Annotated in this window: 16 protein-coding genes; 14 read left to right on the top strand and 2 right to left on the bottom strand. The window is 33.3% G+C overall.

Going from position 1 to position 17,612, the window contains the following annotated elements; all coding sequences use genetic code 11:
- Nucleotides 1-74: 74 nt before the first annotated feature.
- The gene (locus F9279_RS00830; protein WP_152110739.1) at nt 75-635 is read right to left on the bottom strand and encodes a helix-turn-helix domain-containing protein; all 561 of its coding nucleotides are present in this window, start codon (nt 633-635) and stop codon (nt 75-77) included.
- 310 nt (nt 636-945) lie between these two features.
- On the opposite strand from F9279_RS00830, the gene F9279_RS00835 reads away from it, so the two are divergent.
- The 14 genes from F9279_RS00835 (at nt 946) to F9279_RS00900 (ending at nt 17,221) form a co-directional block, all read left to right on the top strand.
- A complete protein-coding gene (locus tag F9279_RS00835) occupies nt 946-4,017 on the top strand; it encodes a GNAT family N-acetyltransferase (protein ID WP_152110740.1) in 3,072 nt (1,023 codons plus the stop codon).
- A 15-nt stretch (nt 4,018-4,032) separates the two neighbouring features.
- The gene (locus F9279_RS00840) at nt 4,033-4,884 is read left to right on the top strand and encodes an amidohydrolase family protein (RefSeq protein ID WP_152110741.1); all 852 of its coding nucleotides are present in this window, start codon (nt 4,033-4,035) and stop codon (nt 4,882-4,884) included.
- 348 nt (nt 4,885-5,232) lie between these two features.
- Nucleotides 5,233-5,889: an HD domain-containing protein gene (locus tag F9279_RS00845; protein ID WP_152110742.1), complete on the top strand. Its 657-nt coding sequence runs from the start codon at nt 5,233-5,235 to the stop codon at nt 5,887-5,889.
- Nucleotides 5,870-7,756, top strand: a complete 1,887-nt coding sequence (locus tag F9279_RS00850) for an ABC-F family ATP-binding cassette domain-containing protein (protein ID WP_152110743.1) — start codon at nt 5,870-5,872, stop codon at nt 7,754-7,756. The genes F9279_RS00845 and F9279_RS00850 overlap by 20 nt, the downstream gene beginning before the upstream one ends.
- A 70-nt stretch (nt 7,757-7,826) precedes the next feature.
- Nucleotides 7,827-8,954, top strand: a complete 1,128-nt coding sequence (locus F9279_RS00855; protein ID WP_152110744.1) for a conserved virulence factor C family protein — start codon at nt 7,827-7,829, stop codon at nt 8,952-8,954.
- A gap of 74 nt (nt 8,955-9,028) precedes the next feature.
- Nucleotides 9,029-9,463, top strand: coding sequence for a BrxA/BrxB family bacilliredoxin (locus F9279_RS00860; protein ID WP_152110745.1), 435 nt, complete (start codon nt 9,029-9,031; stop codon nt 9,461-9,463).
- Between the two features lie 101 nt (nt 9,464-9,564).
- Nucleotides 9,565-10,341, top strand: coding sequence for a class I SAM-dependent methyltransferase (locus F9279_RS00865; protein ID WP_152110746.1), 777 nt, complete (start codon nt 9,565-9,567; stop codon nt 10,339-10,341).
- A 145-nt stretch (nt 10,342-10,486) separates the two neighbouring features.
- Nucleotides 10,487-11,086: a YpjP family protein gene (locus tag F9279_RS00870; RefSeq protein ID WP_152110747.1), complete on the top strand. Its 600-nt coding sequence runs from the start codon at nt 10,487-10,489 to the stop codon at nt 11,084-11,086.
- A gap of 79 nt (nt 11,087-11,165) precedes the next feature.
- Nucleotides 11,166-11,747: a TerD family protein gene (locus tag F9279_RS00875; RefSeq protein ID WP_152110748.1), complete on the top strand. Its 582-nt coding sequence runs from the start codon at nt 11,166-11,168 to the stop codon at nt 11,745-11,747.
- A gap of 41 nt (nt 11,748-11,788) precedes the next feature.
- Nucleotides 11,789-12,568, top strand: coding sequence for a TerC family protein (locus F9279_RS00880; RefSeq protein WP_152110749.1), 780 nt, complete (start codon nt 11,789-11,791; stop codon nt 12,566-12,568).
- Nucleotides 12,569-12,817: 249 nt separating this feature from the next.
- Complete coding sequence (locus F9279_RS00885) at nt 12,818-14,017, top strand: HpcH/HpaI aldolase/citrate lyase family protein (protein WP_152110750.1); 1,200 nt, start codon at nt 12,818-12,820, stop codon at nt 14,015-14,017.
- Nucleotides 13,956-15,332 (top strand): phosphoribosyltransferase family protein, encoded by a 1,377-nt coding sequence (locus F9279_RS00890; protein ID WP_226793076.1) that lies wholly within the window; start codon nt 13,956-13,958, stop codon nt 15,330-15,332. Before F9279_RS00885 ends, F9279_RS00890 begins: the two co-directional genes overlap by 62 nt.
- Entirely contained in the window at nt 15,319-16,422 is a 1,104-nt protein-coding gene (locus tag F9279_RS00895; RefSeq protein WP_152110751.1) for a cysteine protease StiP family protein, read from the top strand. Before F9279_RS00890 ends, F9279_RS00895 begins: the two co-directional genes overlap by 14 nt.
- 4 nt (nt 16,423-16,426) lie before the next feature.
- Nucleotides 16,427-17,221 carry an HAD family hydrolase gene (locus tag F9279_RS00900; RefSeq protein ID WP_152110752.1) on the top strand — a complete coding sequence of 265 codons (795 nt, stop codon included), beginning with the start codon at nt 16,427-16,429 and terminating at the stop codon, nt 17,219-17,221.
- Here F9279_RS00900 and F9279_RS00905 read toward each other — a convergent pair.
- On the bottom strand, nt 17,218-17,475 hold the full coding sequence (locus F9279_RS00905) for a hypothetical protein (protein ID WP_152110753.1): 258 nt from the start codon (nt 17,473-17,475) through the stop codon (nt 17,218-17,220). The two genes, F9279_RS00900 and F9279_RS00905, sit on opposite strands and share 4 nt — an antisense overlap.
- Nucleotides 17,476-17,612 lie beyond the last annotated feature (137 nt).

The raw sequence follows: 17,612 nt of genomic DNA on the forward strand, positions 1-17,612 counted from the left end.
ACAAAAGTGTCACACCATTTAGCAATATGAAAAAGTCAGGGATGAAGTAATTACCTCCCTGACTTTTAATATATTTACCTATAAGATAGAAAGCGAAGGAAGTTCGTTCTTTTTTGTTTCTGTTGTTTGATCACATTCCTATATTCTTCTTCTAGTAAGGCTTGTTGAGAAGTATACTCCAATTTTGCAATGTATGCTTGCTGTTCCTGAATTTTTGTTATTTGTATGTCCATTTGCTCTTGTTGTTTTTTTATTTGCTGAACTAGCACTTGATTGAAGTTCTTCTGCAATTCCAAATCTTTTTTTAAACTTTCTAAATCATAAAGTATCTTTTCTGTGGCATCGTTTTCAGAAGAATGAGAAGTAATTGGAGGGTTTGTTAATTCATCTTCAATTTGTTTAAGGGACATTTGCTTAGCATTTCGCATTTCTTTTACTTGAACTAGCATTTGTAGACCATCTTGGTGAAAATAACGATACCCATTTTCCCCAATTACAATAGGAATTAATGATTTTAATTCTCTTAACCAATTCCTTAAAACCCCTGGGCTTTCATTAATGAACTCCGCAGCTTCTTTCACCGTCATTAATTTATCTTCTACTATTACAGAAGCTTCTTTCACTTGCATTTCCATTTTTTACACACCCCTCATGAAATTATTACAATCTACCATTGGCAAGAAGGACGTTTTTCCATTACTTGTTCTTTACATTTCTATATAAATTCCCAATTTCCTTTGACGAGCTTTGTCTAGTTTTGTTAAATAGTATAAATTTCTAAAAATAGACACAGGAAACTTTACAAAAATTCTTAATAGTTATACGATGAAAAAGGGATGTGGAAAAACATTCCTTTTTTAAGAATGAAGGAGGGGGAAAGATGTTTTCAATGTTTCTTAGTAAGAAAGAACAACAAAATCAAATTAAGAGAGAAGATGGTTCATAGTGTCAACAAAAATAGAAGAATTACAAACTATTGAAATTGTAAGCTACCATGACAGATTAGCAAATTCGGTTGCAAAAATGTGGTCAGATAGTAAAGAGGCATGGGGTGGAACGGGAAGAACAAAGCAACAAGTAATAGATCAACAACAAGCTTCAGGCAATTTAGATACATTTCTAGCTATGGTAGGCAATGAAGTTGTAGGCTATTGCGGTTTTGCTGTCTATAAAGAAGATATCGGTGCACTTTATATTCCATTATTGAATGTACGTCCAGATTATCATGGGAAAAAAGTCGGGAAGCTACTTTTATTACACGCAATTGAGCAAGCGATTCATTCAGAATGGCCGAGATTAGATTTATACACATGGGCTGGAAATTTAAAAGCAGTTCCGTTATATAAAAGATGTGGTTTCTTTTGGGAAGATGACGACCAGTATACGCATCTTATGAATTTTATGCCAAGTGTATTAAAAAATCCATTATTGAAGAAATACTTAAAAAACATAGATTGGTATCGTGATCTACAATTAGAAATAGAAGTAAAACCCGATGGAGAATTAAAAAATAACTTTACATTCTATTCATATAGGTGGAAGAAAGATCAAGATATAATTTCGGTGAAATTTGAAAAAACGGGAAGAGGCATTAGCTATATAGAGACTAAGGACTTTATACTAGAGCTATTGCTAGAAAATCATGAGCTTATTGAAGAAACTGAGCAACTTGTCTATGTTCAAGTACAAAATAAAACATCAGAGCCATTACAAGTCAAAATAGATGCCGACAATCAAGATAGAGTTTTATGCCACTTTTCGGAGTCTATCTTAATAGAGGAAAAATATACACTTGAAAAACCATTTACTATTCAAAAAGGCGATAAACCGATAAAGGGAAAAACCTATCCATTTATCCAAATAGAAGTGGAGATAAATGGAGTGAAAACACCGTTACAATTAGGGATATCACCAAAATCACCAGTCTCTATGGCAGTGAAAGAACCGGAACATATACTTGCAAAAGAGATGAACACATACTTAGATTTAGAATTAGAAAATAACTTAGAGGAAGCCATTCATTTAAACGTAAGTCTTCCGAAAAGCGATAAACTAGCTTTTCATGAAGAACAAATAAGTATATCTCTAGCAAAAGACGAAAAAAAATGGGTGAGAATACCTGCTACTGTGGTGGAATTAGGAAAATTTGATGCTGTGCTAGCATGTGATATTGCAAGAGAAGGTAAATCAGCAATAACTTATCAAAAACAAATAACAATAGGCTTAAGTGGTATTGGCTATCGATTTATGGTTGAAAATGAAACACATTGGAATTTATACAATGGCACTCATACCCTTTCAGTAGATAAAGGGGATAATTCGATGACACTCTTAGATGAGTCTTTCGTTATGTATGCTCCATCTTTTGGGAAACCTTATTCTAATGAATTATCAAAATTGAAGCCTTGTAAAGTAGAAGCAGTACCTGGAGATACTACCATTACCATGAAATTATTCTTTCACTCTAGTGAACTAGCAGGTATAGATATTATTGTACATATGGAGTTGTATGCAGAAGGTTTTATTAAGAGATGGATCACAATAGTGAGTGAAACGACCTTAAAGCAAGATTTTTCCCTACAGGAAACCATCTATCATGATTGGAAAAAAGTAGTGATGCCAATGAATGATCATATTGTGACATTTGATAAATGGAATGTAGTAGAGCCTGTAGAGATCCAATCAGGAAGCATCAATGGAAATTGGTACTTTTCTGAAGATGTGAAACAACCGATTGGCTTTACTTGGAACGAAAATAGCAAATGTAGTATGGATAGATGGAGTATTCACATTGTTTCAGAAGAAGATGTGGAACCTGAAAAGCGAGAGAAAAACTATTCACCTGTTTATATTTCTATTGGTGCATACCGCAAATGGGAAGATTTCCAACACTTTGCTAATAAGGGAAAAAAGAGTAACAGGGAATTAAGAGATGAGCTTGCACTTTCTTTGAATAATAATAACTGTATTTATCAGGAGGAAACTAATTTAGATGTTGAACTGCTTCATCATAAACAGACATCATTAAATGGGGAGATACATTATTATGTAAATAATGTGAAAGTCAATGATCGTCATTCTGTTTCTATGGAAGATGGATCATCATCCTATTCTATTAATAAAAATTCGCTTCCATTACAATCAGTCAATAAGTGGAGAACAGAACTGCTATTATCGACAAAAAAAGTAATGACGGAAGATCTGATATTAGTTCCATCAGGACAAATCAAAACAGAAATTTCTGAGCTGAAAAATAAGAAAGTTTATTCTGTATCCAACGGAGTATTGACCTTTAAAGGTTCACCAGATTATTATCCTGGAGTCTATTCTCTTCAGGTAAATGGAATGGAATGGCTTGATCATGCTTTTCCAGAGCCGACTGCTAAAAGCTGGTGGAATCCTTGGTGTGGTGGAATTAAAATGGGGCCGCCTGATTTAAATGTTTTTTCCTTATTGAAAGAAACTAGTACATGTGATTTTGTAGAAAGGAAAGACAATCACCAAAATATCTGGTCTGGACTAAGAATTGAAACAACCATTGAAAGTCATCCAATCTGGAAGGGACTAAGGTTTGCACAATATTTCTTAGCATTACCAGGACTGCCTGTTTTCGTCACATATGTAGAGGTCATTGAAAATGCTGGTAAAAGAATGAGTGAAGAGCTTTGGCATACTAATTTCTTCCTTACTAGCAATGACCATGAAAAATGTGAGTTGCATTTAAAAAATGGCATGATTAATCAAGTTTATTTGTCGTCAGAGAAAGAGCAATCTCTGCACTTTTCTGATGAAACAGACTACTTTATTTCTCTTCAGCAAGAAAAAATGTATTATATGACAAATGAATCTGCGGAAAACACAGAATATTATAGTAACAAAGAGACGATTCAAATGATTACGATGGAGAAATGCGTGAGAGATAATGATCGGATATACACGAAACCTAATTTTTTATTATTTAATAATCAAGAATTTAATGCAGCTACTTTAAGAAAACTAAGAAGAATAAAATTCTAAAGTCAAGGAGTATTTATGAAGGTTATTGATGCACATATTCATTTCTCTAATATAGAAACATTTAAAGACACGGGAAAAAATCTTTCCTATGTAGATTATAGTTATGAGGGACTTGTAGCAGAGATGAATAAAGCAAATATTGTTTTAGCTATAGGAATGGGAGTTACGGAAACACCAAAAATGGGCTTTCCAGATAATGAAGCACAAACGCCAATGGGCTTAGATCTTTCTAATAATCTTCCGAAAAATGTCGTATACTGTGCAGGGATCAATCCCTATAATATGGATGAAGAAGCCATAAATAGATTAGAAGAGGAAATACAAAAGCCAGAAGTAGTTGGAATGAAGATATATTTAGGATATTATCCATTTTATGCTTATGACAAAGTGTATGAGCCTGTTTACCAATTAGCAGAAAAATATCAGCTGCCAGTGGTATTTCATACAGGAGATACCTATTCAGAAAGAGGACTATTAAAATATTCTCATCCCCTTGCCATTGATGAGGTTGCTGTGAAATATCGCAAGGTGAATTTTATGATGGCTCATTTCGGTGACCCGTGGACATTAACAGGAGCGGAGATTATCTATAAAAACTCCAATGTATATGCGGATCTTTCTGGATTAATTGTCGGAACGAAAAAAGAATTAGAAGAAGCTCAAGAAGGTGTCTTTTTAAATCATTTACGACATGCCATTGTCTATTCTAATTCTTATCATAAATTAATATTCGGAACAGACTGGCCCCTTGCCCCATTTAAACCATATATTAAATTTGTGAAAAATTTAATCCCAAAAGAATATCACAAGGACGTTTTTTATAACACAGCTGTGAAAGTATTTCCTAAAATTAAACCTTATTTATAGAAGAAAGGGTTGTAATTGGGAGACTCAGAGCAAGTTATGCCAGATTTTTAAAGGGAAAGGGAATAGAGAGCACCAATCAGAGCCCAACACTCCTGATTTTTTAAGAGAAAATGTAAGAAAGAGTTTAAATGATAGTCAAATACTACTGTTTTCTAAATAAATAGGAAATAAAGTTTACATTATTCTTTCAATAACAACCTCAAATTAGTAGGCGAATGTCAATGATATCTTTCGCCTACTAATTTGAGGCTTTTTTGTATGATTAAGCTTTATACCTAAACAACGAAATAGTTGGCTAATTGCTAATTCATGTTACAATATGTAAATGAACCTATTGGAAGTGATTAAATGAATATCATTGCAAAAACGGAAGCATTTGTTAAAAATCAATTAGCTCACGATACAACTGGACATGATTGGTATCATATAAATAGAGTAAGAAATCTTGCCATTTTTATCGGGGAGAAAGAAGCTAGTGAAAACATAAAAGTGATAGAACTAGCAGCATTGTTACATGATATTGCTGATGAAAAATTAAACGAATCAAAGCAGTCGGGAGAAAGAAAGTTAATTCAATATCTAGAACAACTTTCTATAGGGAAGGAAGAAAAAGAACAGATTCTTTCCATTATATCTACAGTAGGTTTTAAAGGTGGAAATGGAGTCTCTCCAGAATCACTAGAAGCAAAGATTGTGCAAGATGCCGATCGCTTAGATGCCATTGGAGCAATTGGAATCGCTAGAACGTTTGCTTATGGCGGGCATAAAGGGAGTCCAATCTTTGACCCGGAATTAAAAAGTAGAACTAACATGACAGTGGAAGAATATCGGAACGAAAAGTCTTCTTCTATTCATCATTTTTACGAGAAATTATTAAAATTACAAAATCTTTTACATACAGAAACAGCTAAAAGGATAGCAAGTAAAAGGCATCAATACATGGAAATGTATTTAGAAGAATTTTATAAGGAATGGAATGGGGATTATGAAAAGTATTTCGATTGAACAAATGACAAAAACCTACGGAGAGAAACAATTATTTCAAAATATTACTTTTTCCATAAGCGAAAAAGAACGTGTAGGGTTAATTGGAATAAATGGAACGGGAAAATCCTCTCTTTTAAAAATTGTTGCAGGTTTAGATTTACCAGATGAAGGAGAAATTATCGCCCCTAAAGATTATCGAATTGCTTATTCTGCCCAAAGTCCAGAATTGAATCAAGACCTATCTGTACTAGAACAAGTTTTCGAAGGAGATGCTCCAGTTCTTACATTGATGAGAGATTATGAAGAAATATTAATGAAAGTAAATAGCAATCCTGAAAATACTAGCTTACATGAAACATTATTCTCTATCCAGAAAAGAATGGATGCCTTAAATGGTTGGGAAGCACATACGAACGCCAAAACTATTTTAATGAAGCTTGGTATTGAAAACTTTGATAAGAAAATGGGAGAGCTTTCTGGAGGGCAGAAAAAAAGAGTAGCACTAGCACAAGTGCTTATTCAAGATCCAGATTTACTAATACTTGATGAGCCTACCAACCACTTAGATTTTGAAGCGGTTAAGTGGCTAGAAGACTATTTAACAAGATTTAATGGTGCTCTCTTACTAGTAACACATGATCGATATTTCTTAGATAAAGTAACAAATAGAATGTTTGAATTAGATGGTGGTAATCTATACAGCTATAAAGGGAACTATGCTGATTTCTTGCAAGCGAAAGCTATAAGAGAAGAGAATGAAGCAGCAACCATTGATAAACAACAAAACTTATTCAGAAGAGAATTAGAATGGATGAGAAGGGGTGCTAAGGCTCGGTCAACAAAACAGAAAGCACGCATTCAACGTTTTGATTCATTGGATGAGAAATTATCAAGTGTTAAATCAAAAGAAAAACTTGATATGGCACTAAAAGGCAGTAGATTAGGGAAGCAAGTTTTTGAGCTACTTCATGCAAGTAAACACTTTAAAGACAAAACCATTCTGAATAACTTTGATTTACTAGTTAAGCCTGGAGATCGAATAGGCATCATTGGAAAAAATGGGACAGGCAAGTCTACATTATTAAATATTTTGGCTGGTAGCATTTCTCTTGATTCAGGTGAAAGAATAATTGGTCAAACGGTGAAGGTTGCTTATTATACACAAGAGAATGAAGAAATGGATCTCACCAAAAGAATGATAGAGTATTTAAAAGAAACAGCAGAAGTAATAGAGACAGCGGATGGAAAAACAATATCAGCGGCTCAAATGCTCGAACGTTTCTTATTTCCTATGCATACACACGGAACTATTATTGGAAAGCTCTCTGGAGGAGAAAGAAGAAGGCTTTATTTATTAAAAATTTTAATGGGTGAGCCGAATGTATTGCTATTGGATGAACCTACAAATGATTTAGATACACAGACATTAATGGTGCTAGAGGATTATTTAGAAGAATTCAATGGAGTTGTTATTACCGTTTCTCATGATCGTTACTTCCTAGATAAAGTGGCACAAACTCTGCTGATTTTAAAAGGAGATGGAGTAATAGATTCCTATTATGGAAATTACTCTGAATATCTTGAAGTAGAGCGTGCTGAAGAGCAACAACAATTGAAAGTGAAAAAAGAAAAACCACAAGAAATCGTTCAAGAGAAAACAAAAAAGGTCAAATTAAGCTACAATGAACAAAGAGAATGGGCTTCTATTGATGAAGATATAGAGAAAGTAGAACAAAGATTATCTGATATAGAAGGAGAGTTAGCTCAGTCAGGTAGTGATTTTGAAAAAGCAAATGCGTTAATGAAAGAACAGGAAGAGTTAAATGAAAGATTAGAATACTTAATTGAAAGATGGAGTTATCTTTCTGAAATAGCAGATCAATAAGAAGACTTCTTCCTATACCTTTGGAAATACGACATGTTAAGATAAAAGGAGATATAAGGGGGTATAAAGAGTGAAAATACTATCAATTGAACCTACACCAAGTCCAAATACCATGAAAATAAATTTAGACCAAGAACTACCAATGGGAAAAAGTAATAACTATAAGGTAGAGAAGAAAGAAGAAGCACCAGAATTAATTCAAGGAATATTGTCTATAGAAGGAATTAAGGGTGTGTACCATGTAGCCGATTTTTTAGCTGTAGAGCGAAATGCTCGATATGATTGGAAAGAGCTCCTATCTAAAGTTCGTCTCGCTTTCGGAGAGGATGAAAGCGAAAAACAGAATGAATCACTTGTCAACGAGCACTTTGGAGAAATAAAGGTACAAGTACAAATGTACAAGGGAATTCCAATGCAGATTAAATTATCTGATAGTAATGAGGAGAAACGCTTTGGTTTACCAGAACATTTTATACAAGCAGTCTCCCTTGTACGAACTCCTGAAGATAATGTGGTTATGACAAGAAAATGGAAGGACTTTGGTGTTAGATACGGAGAATTTGAAGAAATCGGCCGTGATATGATAGAAGAGTTAACGGCTGCTTATCCAAATACAAGAATAGAATCTATTATTAACCAAGCGAAAAATCCCCATGTACAAGATGAAGCGAAACTAAAGCGAGAAAAAAGAAAGCTTCAGCTAGAAGATCTTGACTTTCCTGATTGGAAAATCAGATATCAAAGATTAGAACAAAGTGAAGATCCTACAGTAGAGGATATTCCTGTCTTAACGAAAGCGCTTGATGATGAAAAGCCTTCTATTAGAAGACTAGCAACTGTTTATTTAGGAATGATTGAAGATACTAGAGTACTTCCATCACTTTATAAAGCATTAAAGGATAAAACGGTAACGGTTCGCCGTACTGCAGGTGATTGCTTATCCGATTTAGGTTTTCCTGAAGCTATGAATGAAATGATGGAAGCTTTATCAGATAAAAGTAAACTAGTTCGCTGGAGAGCTGCTATGTTTTTGTATGAGGTTGGTGATGAAACGGCACTCACTGCATTAAAACAACATGAGAATGATCCTGAATTCGAAGTTAGCTTACAGGTGAAAATGGCGATGGAAAGAATAGAGTTGGGCGAAGAAGCGAAGGGTTCTGTTTGGAAGCAAATGACCGAAGCGAGAAGTAAGTAAAATTCAAAGCATTGCAGACTGTAAAAAAATTAGGTATAGTAAATGCAAATCAATCAGCAATAGGAGGAATTATTATGTCAATGGCATACGATGAATATATGAAACAAGTAGTAAAACCAATGAGAGCAGAACTTACACAAGCAGGTTTTCAAGAATTACTTTCAGATGAAGATGTAGAGCAATTTATTGAAACAAATAAAGGTACGACATTAGTGGTAGTGAATTCAGTGTGTGGTTGTGCTGCAGGTTTAGCACGTCCTGCTGCAACACAAGCAGTATTAGGTGCAGATAAGAAGCCTGATCAATTAGTAACAGTATTTGCTGGTCAAGATAAAGAAGCAACAGCAAAAATGAGAGAGTTCTTTGGAGATATTGAGCCATCTTCACCATCTATGGCTTTAATAAAGGACAATAAAGTAGTTCATTTTATACATCGTTATGATATTGAAGGAAATTCGATGGAAGCAATTATGGAAAACTTAGTTTCTGCTTTTGAATTATATTGTTAATATTAAATCTCTTAGAGAAAGAATGAGAAAACTTATTTCTGATTCTTTCTTAAGAGATTTTTTATTGGGTAGATAAAATGTAATGTAATGGGAGAAGATTTATGATTGTTACAACATCAAATAGAACGAATGATTTTATGCAAAATTTAGCAAAAGAAATTGCAAACAATTTACAAGCTACTTATATGGTACGTAATAAGAGATCCATAGAAGCTATAAAAAGTAAATTTAAAAGTGATGTATTGGTCATTGGGAAAGAAAAATTCGAGTTTTTTTCATACGAAAGTAACGCCCCTTTTTTCTTTCATCCAAATTCAGCCATGTTTCGTATAAAAAGACTGTTAAATAATGAGTCTGATCCATTTGTAGAAGCAACTAACTTAAGAAGTGGAAGTAGTTTTCTTGATTGTACATTAGGGCTTGGATCTGATAGTATTGTTGCTAGTTTTGTCGTTGGAAGTAAGGGTCAAGTTATTGGAATAGAGGCAAATCCGATTATAGCTACATTGGTTGCAACAGGTTTAAAAGAGTGGAATACGGGTGAAGAGTCCATTGACTCTGCAATGAGAAGGATCACAGTAAAAAATAATCATTCACTAGAAGAGCTCAAAAGTATGAGTGATAGAAGTTTTGATAGTGTATATATAGATCCAATGTTTGAAGAATCCATAGATTCTGTTGGACTACAGCCTTTAAAGCAACTAGCTGTATATGATGAGTGGACGAAAGAAATGATTTTTCATGCAAAAAGGGTTACAAAAAATAGGGTTGTATTAAAGGATCATTATAAAAGTAAAAGATTTGAGGAATTTGGTTTTAAACAATTAAAACGTAAATCAGCAAAGTTCCATTATGGAATCTGGGAGAAAGAAATTTAGGAAAATTTAAGCTTTATTTGATAGGATATTGCTGTTGAATAAGTCAGAAATATTATATAATTATTATATCGGTTTCATGTTTTTTAAAAAATAGGTTATTACTTTCTAAAAAAACAACTAGAGATTCAGAAAGAGAGGTGAAATAATGCCTAATTGGATTCGTAAAAGTCTCGTTGTTTTTGTATCTATTTTAACATTTGGTCTTGTATCTCCATCACCAACAACTTTTGTCAACAACAATGATAATAATGACAAAAAGCCAAGAGATGAAAGAGAAGTATCATTTTTAAACAAAGCAACAGAAGTAGATACAATATCAGAAGACACAGAAGAGCTAACTGATAGAGAAAAATTTATTAGTAAAATGATGTTAGAAGCAGAAGAACAAAGCTATCTAAAGTTTGGATCAAAAATTAAGCCTGTAATTGAAGATGAATTTCGTTTATTTATTCTACCGGAAATAGAAAAAGCAATTAGTGATGTAACTAGTATTTTTCCAGAGGAAGAATTAAGTTATCTTTCTATTACAGAGCAACCAAGTGCAGGAACAAGTGAAAGAATCTTTCATGTGTCAAAAGAAGGAAATGAAGATATAATTCGTTTTCATGTGAGAAGGGATCGTCCCCCTCAGGAAGGTTATTATTTTAACTTCCATTATCATACCTATCAGGATGAGTTTCAATCACATTATGTTCTTGGAGACATATACTGGGACAAAAATACTCCTCCTAAATGGATGAGCTAATTTTTTAAGTTTAGTTGAAACTTTTTTTGATGCTAGGACGTAAATAAAAAATACTAGATATTATGGAGGTAGAATTATTATGGCTATTAGTTTATCAAAAGGACAAAAGGTTGATTTAACAAAGAGTAATCCTGGATTATCAAAAGTGGTTGTGGGTCTAGGATGGGATGTTAATAAATACGATGGCGGAAAAGATTTTGACTTAGATTCATCTGTTTTTCTTCTTGGAGAAAATGGTAAAGTGAACTCAGACGCTGATTTTGTATTTTATAATAATGCAACAGGTGGTAACGGTGCTGTAGTTCATAATGGAGATAATAGAACTGGTGCTGGTGATGGAGATGATGAGCAAGTTGTCATCGACTTAAAGTCTGTTCCTTCTAATATTAACCGAGTTACTTTTACCATTACTATTCATGATGGTGATGCTCGAAATCAAAATTTTGGACAAGTATCTAACTCATATGCTCGTATTTTAAATGAAGAAACAAATGAAGAACTAATTCGCTATGACTTAGGAGAAGATTTCTCAATTGAAACAGCTTTAGTTGTAGGAGAATTATATCGTCATAATAATGAATGGAAATTCAGTGCAATTGGTAGCGGCTACCAAGGTGGATTAGCTGCATTAGCGAAAGATTTTGGTCTTGACGTTGGGTAATGCTTGAGTTGTCCGTTTCACATTAGGGGGAAGCTTTGCAAATGGAAATATTAGAGAGTATCTTTCATACATATGCTACTTTTTTTGATTGGCAGATGTGGGGAGAAGTATTAACAGATCCTGTTAGCTGGGGTTATATTGGAACTTTAGTCATTCTAGAAGGATTATTATCAGCAGATAACGCCTTAGTACTTGCAGTGATGGTAAAGCATTTGCCACCTGAACTTAGAAAAAAAGCTTTATTTTATGGATTATTAGGTGCATATGTTTTTCGTTTTATCGCTATTGGAATCGGAGTATATTTAATAGAGTTTGCATGGGTAAAAGTGTTAGGAGCAGCTTACTTAGCTTATCTGGCTATTAAGTATTTTATGGATAAAAGAAAAGCAGCTAATCAAGAAGAAGGGGAAGAAGAGCATAAGGGTATCAATAAAAATGGAATTTTAATTCGTACATTCGGTTTATTTTGGGGTACAGTTATTTCCGTTGAATTGATGGATGTTGCTTTTTCCGTAGATAGTGTTTTAGCAGCTTTTGGTGTAAGTAACCAAGTATGGGTATTATTGTTAGGTGGAATTCTTGGAGTGCTTATGATGCGTGGTGTGGCTGGAGTTTTCCTAAAGCTTATTGATAAGATACCAGAGCTTGAAGCTACTGCTTATATCCTTATTTTGATTATCTCCATAAAAATGCTACTTAGCGTTTTCGATATTCATATTGAGCATATTTATTTCTTTGGATTATTAGTGATTGCTTTTGCTGCAACATTTGTTATTCATTTTAGAAATAAAAAGAAAGCGGAGCAGCAAGGACAAGCATAAGTAAGTAATAGTAGATGTAGATATCTCAAGAAATTAATAAGCGAAACGGAGCTTTATTCTTGAGATATCTTTTTTTTACCCCTTACCCCTTTCTTAGTAGTACTACATTACTAACCCTCTGAATATACTTCTTTTCAAAAGTTATTTAGTTCTCCATAAAATAAGATGTAAGGAAATTTTATTCCATTAATATAGACAGTATCATTATAATTGTCTGAATAGTTTTTTTAAAGGATTGGAGCATAGGAAATGAGATTATTTTCTGATTTGAGTACACAACAAATACATCGTCTTTTTTATAAACCTCCTGAAGAAGTACTAACTACTTCTGATAAAGAGATATTATCCTACGCACTTGCTTCTACCCTTTATATGCCAGCAACAAGACCAAATATTAGTCATGATTTATTAACAAAGAAACACCAAGCGTTAACATCAATGGTTATTTGTTTAGAAGATTCTATTGGTGACCATGAAGTAGAAATAGCTGAAGAAAAGTTATTGGAAGAACTCACCGTTATTTATAAAGAACTAGAAATAGGAAGCGTAAAAAAAAGGGAAATGCCTCTGATTTTTATTAGAATACGATCATTAGATCAATTTCAAAGAATCATGCAGCTGTTAGGTAATAAGAAAAATCTATTATCAGGTATTGTTATACCAAAATTTGATGCCATGAATGGTACATTGATTTTGCAAGAACTGGAGAAATATAACCTACAAGGTAACCTACTATATGCAATGCCTATTTTAGAGACAAAAAAAATTATCGAAAAAGAAACAAGGATGGAAGAATTACTTTCTATTAAGAAAATACTTGATCAGTATAAGCACCTTATATTAAATGTGAGGATAGGAGCAACTGATTTTTGTGGGCTTTATGGTATTAGGAGAAATACGGATACGACGGTTTATGATATTGCTATTATACGAGATTGTATATCTGATATTGTTAACTTATTTACACGAGCAGAAAGTGCTTATGTTGTATCAGGGCCAGTATGGGAATATTTTTCATCAAAAGAAAGAATTCTTATTCCTCATTTAAGAGAAACACCATTTCGTAAAAGATATGGTAAGGCTGGTATGAATATGAGAACACAATTAATGGATAAATATATGGATGGTTTAATACGGGAAGTAGTGATGGATATAACAAATGGCCTTACAGGAAAAACCATTATCCATCCAAGTCATATAAAACCCGTTCAGGCTCTTAATGTGGTGAGCTATGAAGAATATTTAGATGCATGCACAATTATGGAAAGTAATGACGGTAATATTGGTGTGATGAAAAGTACCTTTTCCAATAAAATGAATGAAATGAAGCCACATTATTATTGGGCACAAAAAATCCTACTAAAATCTAAGGTTTATGGGGTGTTTCATGAAGAATATACATACATTGACTTGCTCAAACAAGAAAATTACATTACCAATCCTTCCTAGCTTAGAAATGACAGTGGAGATAGAGGATAATCCATTTTCACTACAACTGAAGGATTTTTTTCAAATGGCAGCGAGAATCAATAAGAAACGCTCTTTCTTATTTGTGAGCAAATTATTAGGAAAGCATATCCCTATAAAACCTAGATATGGGTTATTAAGTGGCTTTATGCTCGCTAGTCGGTATGAGGAAATGGTCCTTCATACAAATTCAGAAGCTAAAAACAGCCTATTACAAGCATATTATGACTCTAGTGCTTCATTTAATGATGAACCATTTATATCTATGGATAAGGCAAATCCTATTATCATTGGATTTGCAGAAACAGCCACTGCATTAGGACACAGTTTCTCTCAAGCCTTTTATAAGGGCACCTTTTTACATACAACAAGAGAAGTAGTTAATGAGATTTCTCCGCTTATTTCGTTTGAAGAAGAACACTCACATGCTACTTCTCATCGTTGTTATATTAAAGAAGAGGTTTTAAATAATAACAGAGAAATTATCCTAGTAGATGATGAATTAACAACTGGTAAAACGGCTATTAATATTATCCGAGATATTCAAAGTAAATACCCTAGGTCAAAGTATACAATTGTTACAATATTAGATTGGCGCTCAGAGGCCTCGATAAAAGAAATGAGTGTATTAGAAAAGGAATTACAGATTAACATACAAACAGTATACCTTTTAAAAGGGAAATTTACTGTTTCATCCAATAATATAAATCTAGTGAATGAAAAGGAAGAAGTATTTCTACCTGCAAAAGGAGGTAATGAGGAATACTTATTTTTACAGAATTATGTTAATATTCCTAGCCTCCCCCTTACTTCAACTACTCAAAATAGCTTAGAAAATAAGGAGTACTATTTAAAAGATACAGGAAGATTTGGAATTGAGTTTGATCATTCATCTTCTGAATGGATGGAGAGTGCAGCTAACTTATTAAAAGAGAAACGGATAGGTAAAACCTTATGTATTGGCACTGGTGAGTTTATGTATATACCAATGAGATTAGCTCATTTTATGGGAGAAGATGTATGGTATCAGTCTACAACTCGCAGTCCTATTTTTCCTTTTAATAAAGAACATTATGGTGCAAAAACATCTATAAGCTTTTTAAATCCCGAAGACAACAGTATTATCCATTATTTGTATAATTTGAAAGAAAATCAATATGATGATATCTTTCTTTTCCTAGAAAGAAAAGTAGAAAAGAAAAACTTAGATGAACTTATCAGTAAGTTAATGGTTTATGTTAAGAAGGTTAATATTGTTTTTTGTAGTGGGAGGGAAAATATAGATGAATGTGAATAGCTTTGAAAAATTTGGTTCTTATGGTCAAGAGGATGTGATTTTTCTTTTAAAAGATTTAAGTAAAGTTTCTTTAGAGGGCAGTGCAGAAGATAGAGAAAAGGACATACAAAGTGGGCAGCATTACAGTGAGACACTTCCTTTAGAATATAATCCTCCTGAAAATTATTTACAATTATTTTGGGAAACCCTTCATGAATATAAGGAGAAAGTTGCATTCTGCGTAGCCGTTGTAGCGGAACAAATTTACCGTAATAAAGGAGATAAAACTGTATTAGTCTCATTAGCTAGAGCGGGCACTCCTATTGCTATATTAGTGAAACGATATATAGAGAAAAAGTATAATGTTTCTCTCCCTCATTATAGTATTTCTATTATAAGAGATAGAGGAATAGATGAAAATGCTATCGTACATATATTACAAAAACATAGGGGATACTGTCTTCAATTTATGGATGGTTGGACTGGTAAAGGAGCAATATCTCGTGAGCTTTCTAAAGCTTGTACAATTTTTTCTCAAAAATATGGTGTGGTATTAGATGATACACTAGCAGTACTTGCAGACCCAGGGTATTGTACGAATCTATATGGAACAAGGGAAGACTTTCTAATACCAAGCGCATGTTTAAATTCGACCGTATCAGGTCTTATAAGTAGAACAGTGTTGAATCATTTATACATATCTCCACTTGATTTTCATGGAGCAAAATTTTATAGAGAGCTTCTACCTTTTGATGTATCTAACCAATACATAGATATAATAGCATCACAATTTCCTAACTTAATAGAACAAGAGATAGAAGAAGTGAGAGTCAAGAATCAATATAATCAAATGGCAGACTTCCGAGGAATGGAAGAAGTGTTAAGAATTCAAGCAGAATTTAATATTGATTCTACTAATTATGTGAAGCCAGGGGTTGGAGAAACTACTAGAGTGCTACTTAGAAGAGTACCTTGGAAAATATTAATGAAAGATACTGAAAGTCCTTATGTTCATCATATTAAGATGCTTGCAGAAGAAAGAGGAGTAGAGGTTATTTCCTATCCTAACATGAGTTATACTTGCTGCGGATTGATAAAAAAGGTTGTGTAAAACGATGAAAATGTTTGCAAGTGATTTAGATAGAACGTTGATTTATTCCAAAAGAGCACTTGAAGAATTACAAACACCTTTAGATAAAAACATGATTCCTGTTGAAGAAAAAAATGGAGAGTACTCTTCCTTTATGACAAAAAATAGCTTTTCTTTATTAAAGGAATTGGCTACTAATCATCTTCTTGTACCTGTTACAACGAGAACCTATGAACAGTATAAAAGAGTATTTATCTTTGAATCGAAAATTCCAGTAACATATGCTGTTACAAATAATGGAGCAAAAATTCATTATAAGGGAAAGCTTTTAAAGGAATGGGAAGAAAGTGTACAGGTTAAGTTAAAGCAGCATTGTATGGAGAAAGAGAAGGTTATTGATCAAATTCTGGATTACAAACTTAATGGAACATTAAAAATAGCAGATAACCATTTTTTTTATTACCTTTTAGATTCTAATTTAGCAGTAGGTATGAAAGAAACGCTTGTTAATCTAACTAAACAATTTGGCTGGAAGGTATCTTTACAAGGAAGAAAGCTCTATTTTATGCCTAATCCTGTATGCAAAGGAGAAGCAATTAAGTATATTGCAAAAAGAGAACGAGTTACTACTTTGGCTGGGGCAGGAGATTCTGTATTAGATTTTCCATTCTTAAATGTTAGTGATTATCCAATCATACCGCGCCATGGAGAACTGGTGCTTGAAAATGTATTAGAAGGAAAGCATTTGTTGACTGATGCAATAGGTGCATATGCTGGTGAAGAAATTGTTAATAAGATTCACCAGCACTTTCTAGATTAGAAGTCTTCTTCAGGAGGATCCTTTAACCATCGTAAAAGCAAAGAGTAAAGAATAGAGAACAAGATATAACAGCTTATAAAGGTTACGCATCCAAATATAACTGAATGAAGATTAACAGCAATAAAAAGACTAATAATTAACGAAGCAAAAATTAAGTCTATAAATACATACGTGTTCGAGGATAATGCATTTTGTACTTGCTCTAACTCTGTCTCAATTTCATGATAGGAATATTTCTTATAAAGAAATCTCATAATTAGCACCTACTCGCCTAAGGTACTGTATTATATGCAAGGCACTTTAGATTGGTGATGAGAAATGCATCGAAAAACAGGAGACTAAACTATTTTCAGTAGCTTCATCTGCGAGATAGCTGACACCCTGTAGCTTA

This window comes from Bacillus sp. B1-b2, assembly GCF_009183415.1.
GTDB lineage: Bacteria > Bacillota > Bacilli > Bacillales > Cytobacillaceae > Niallia.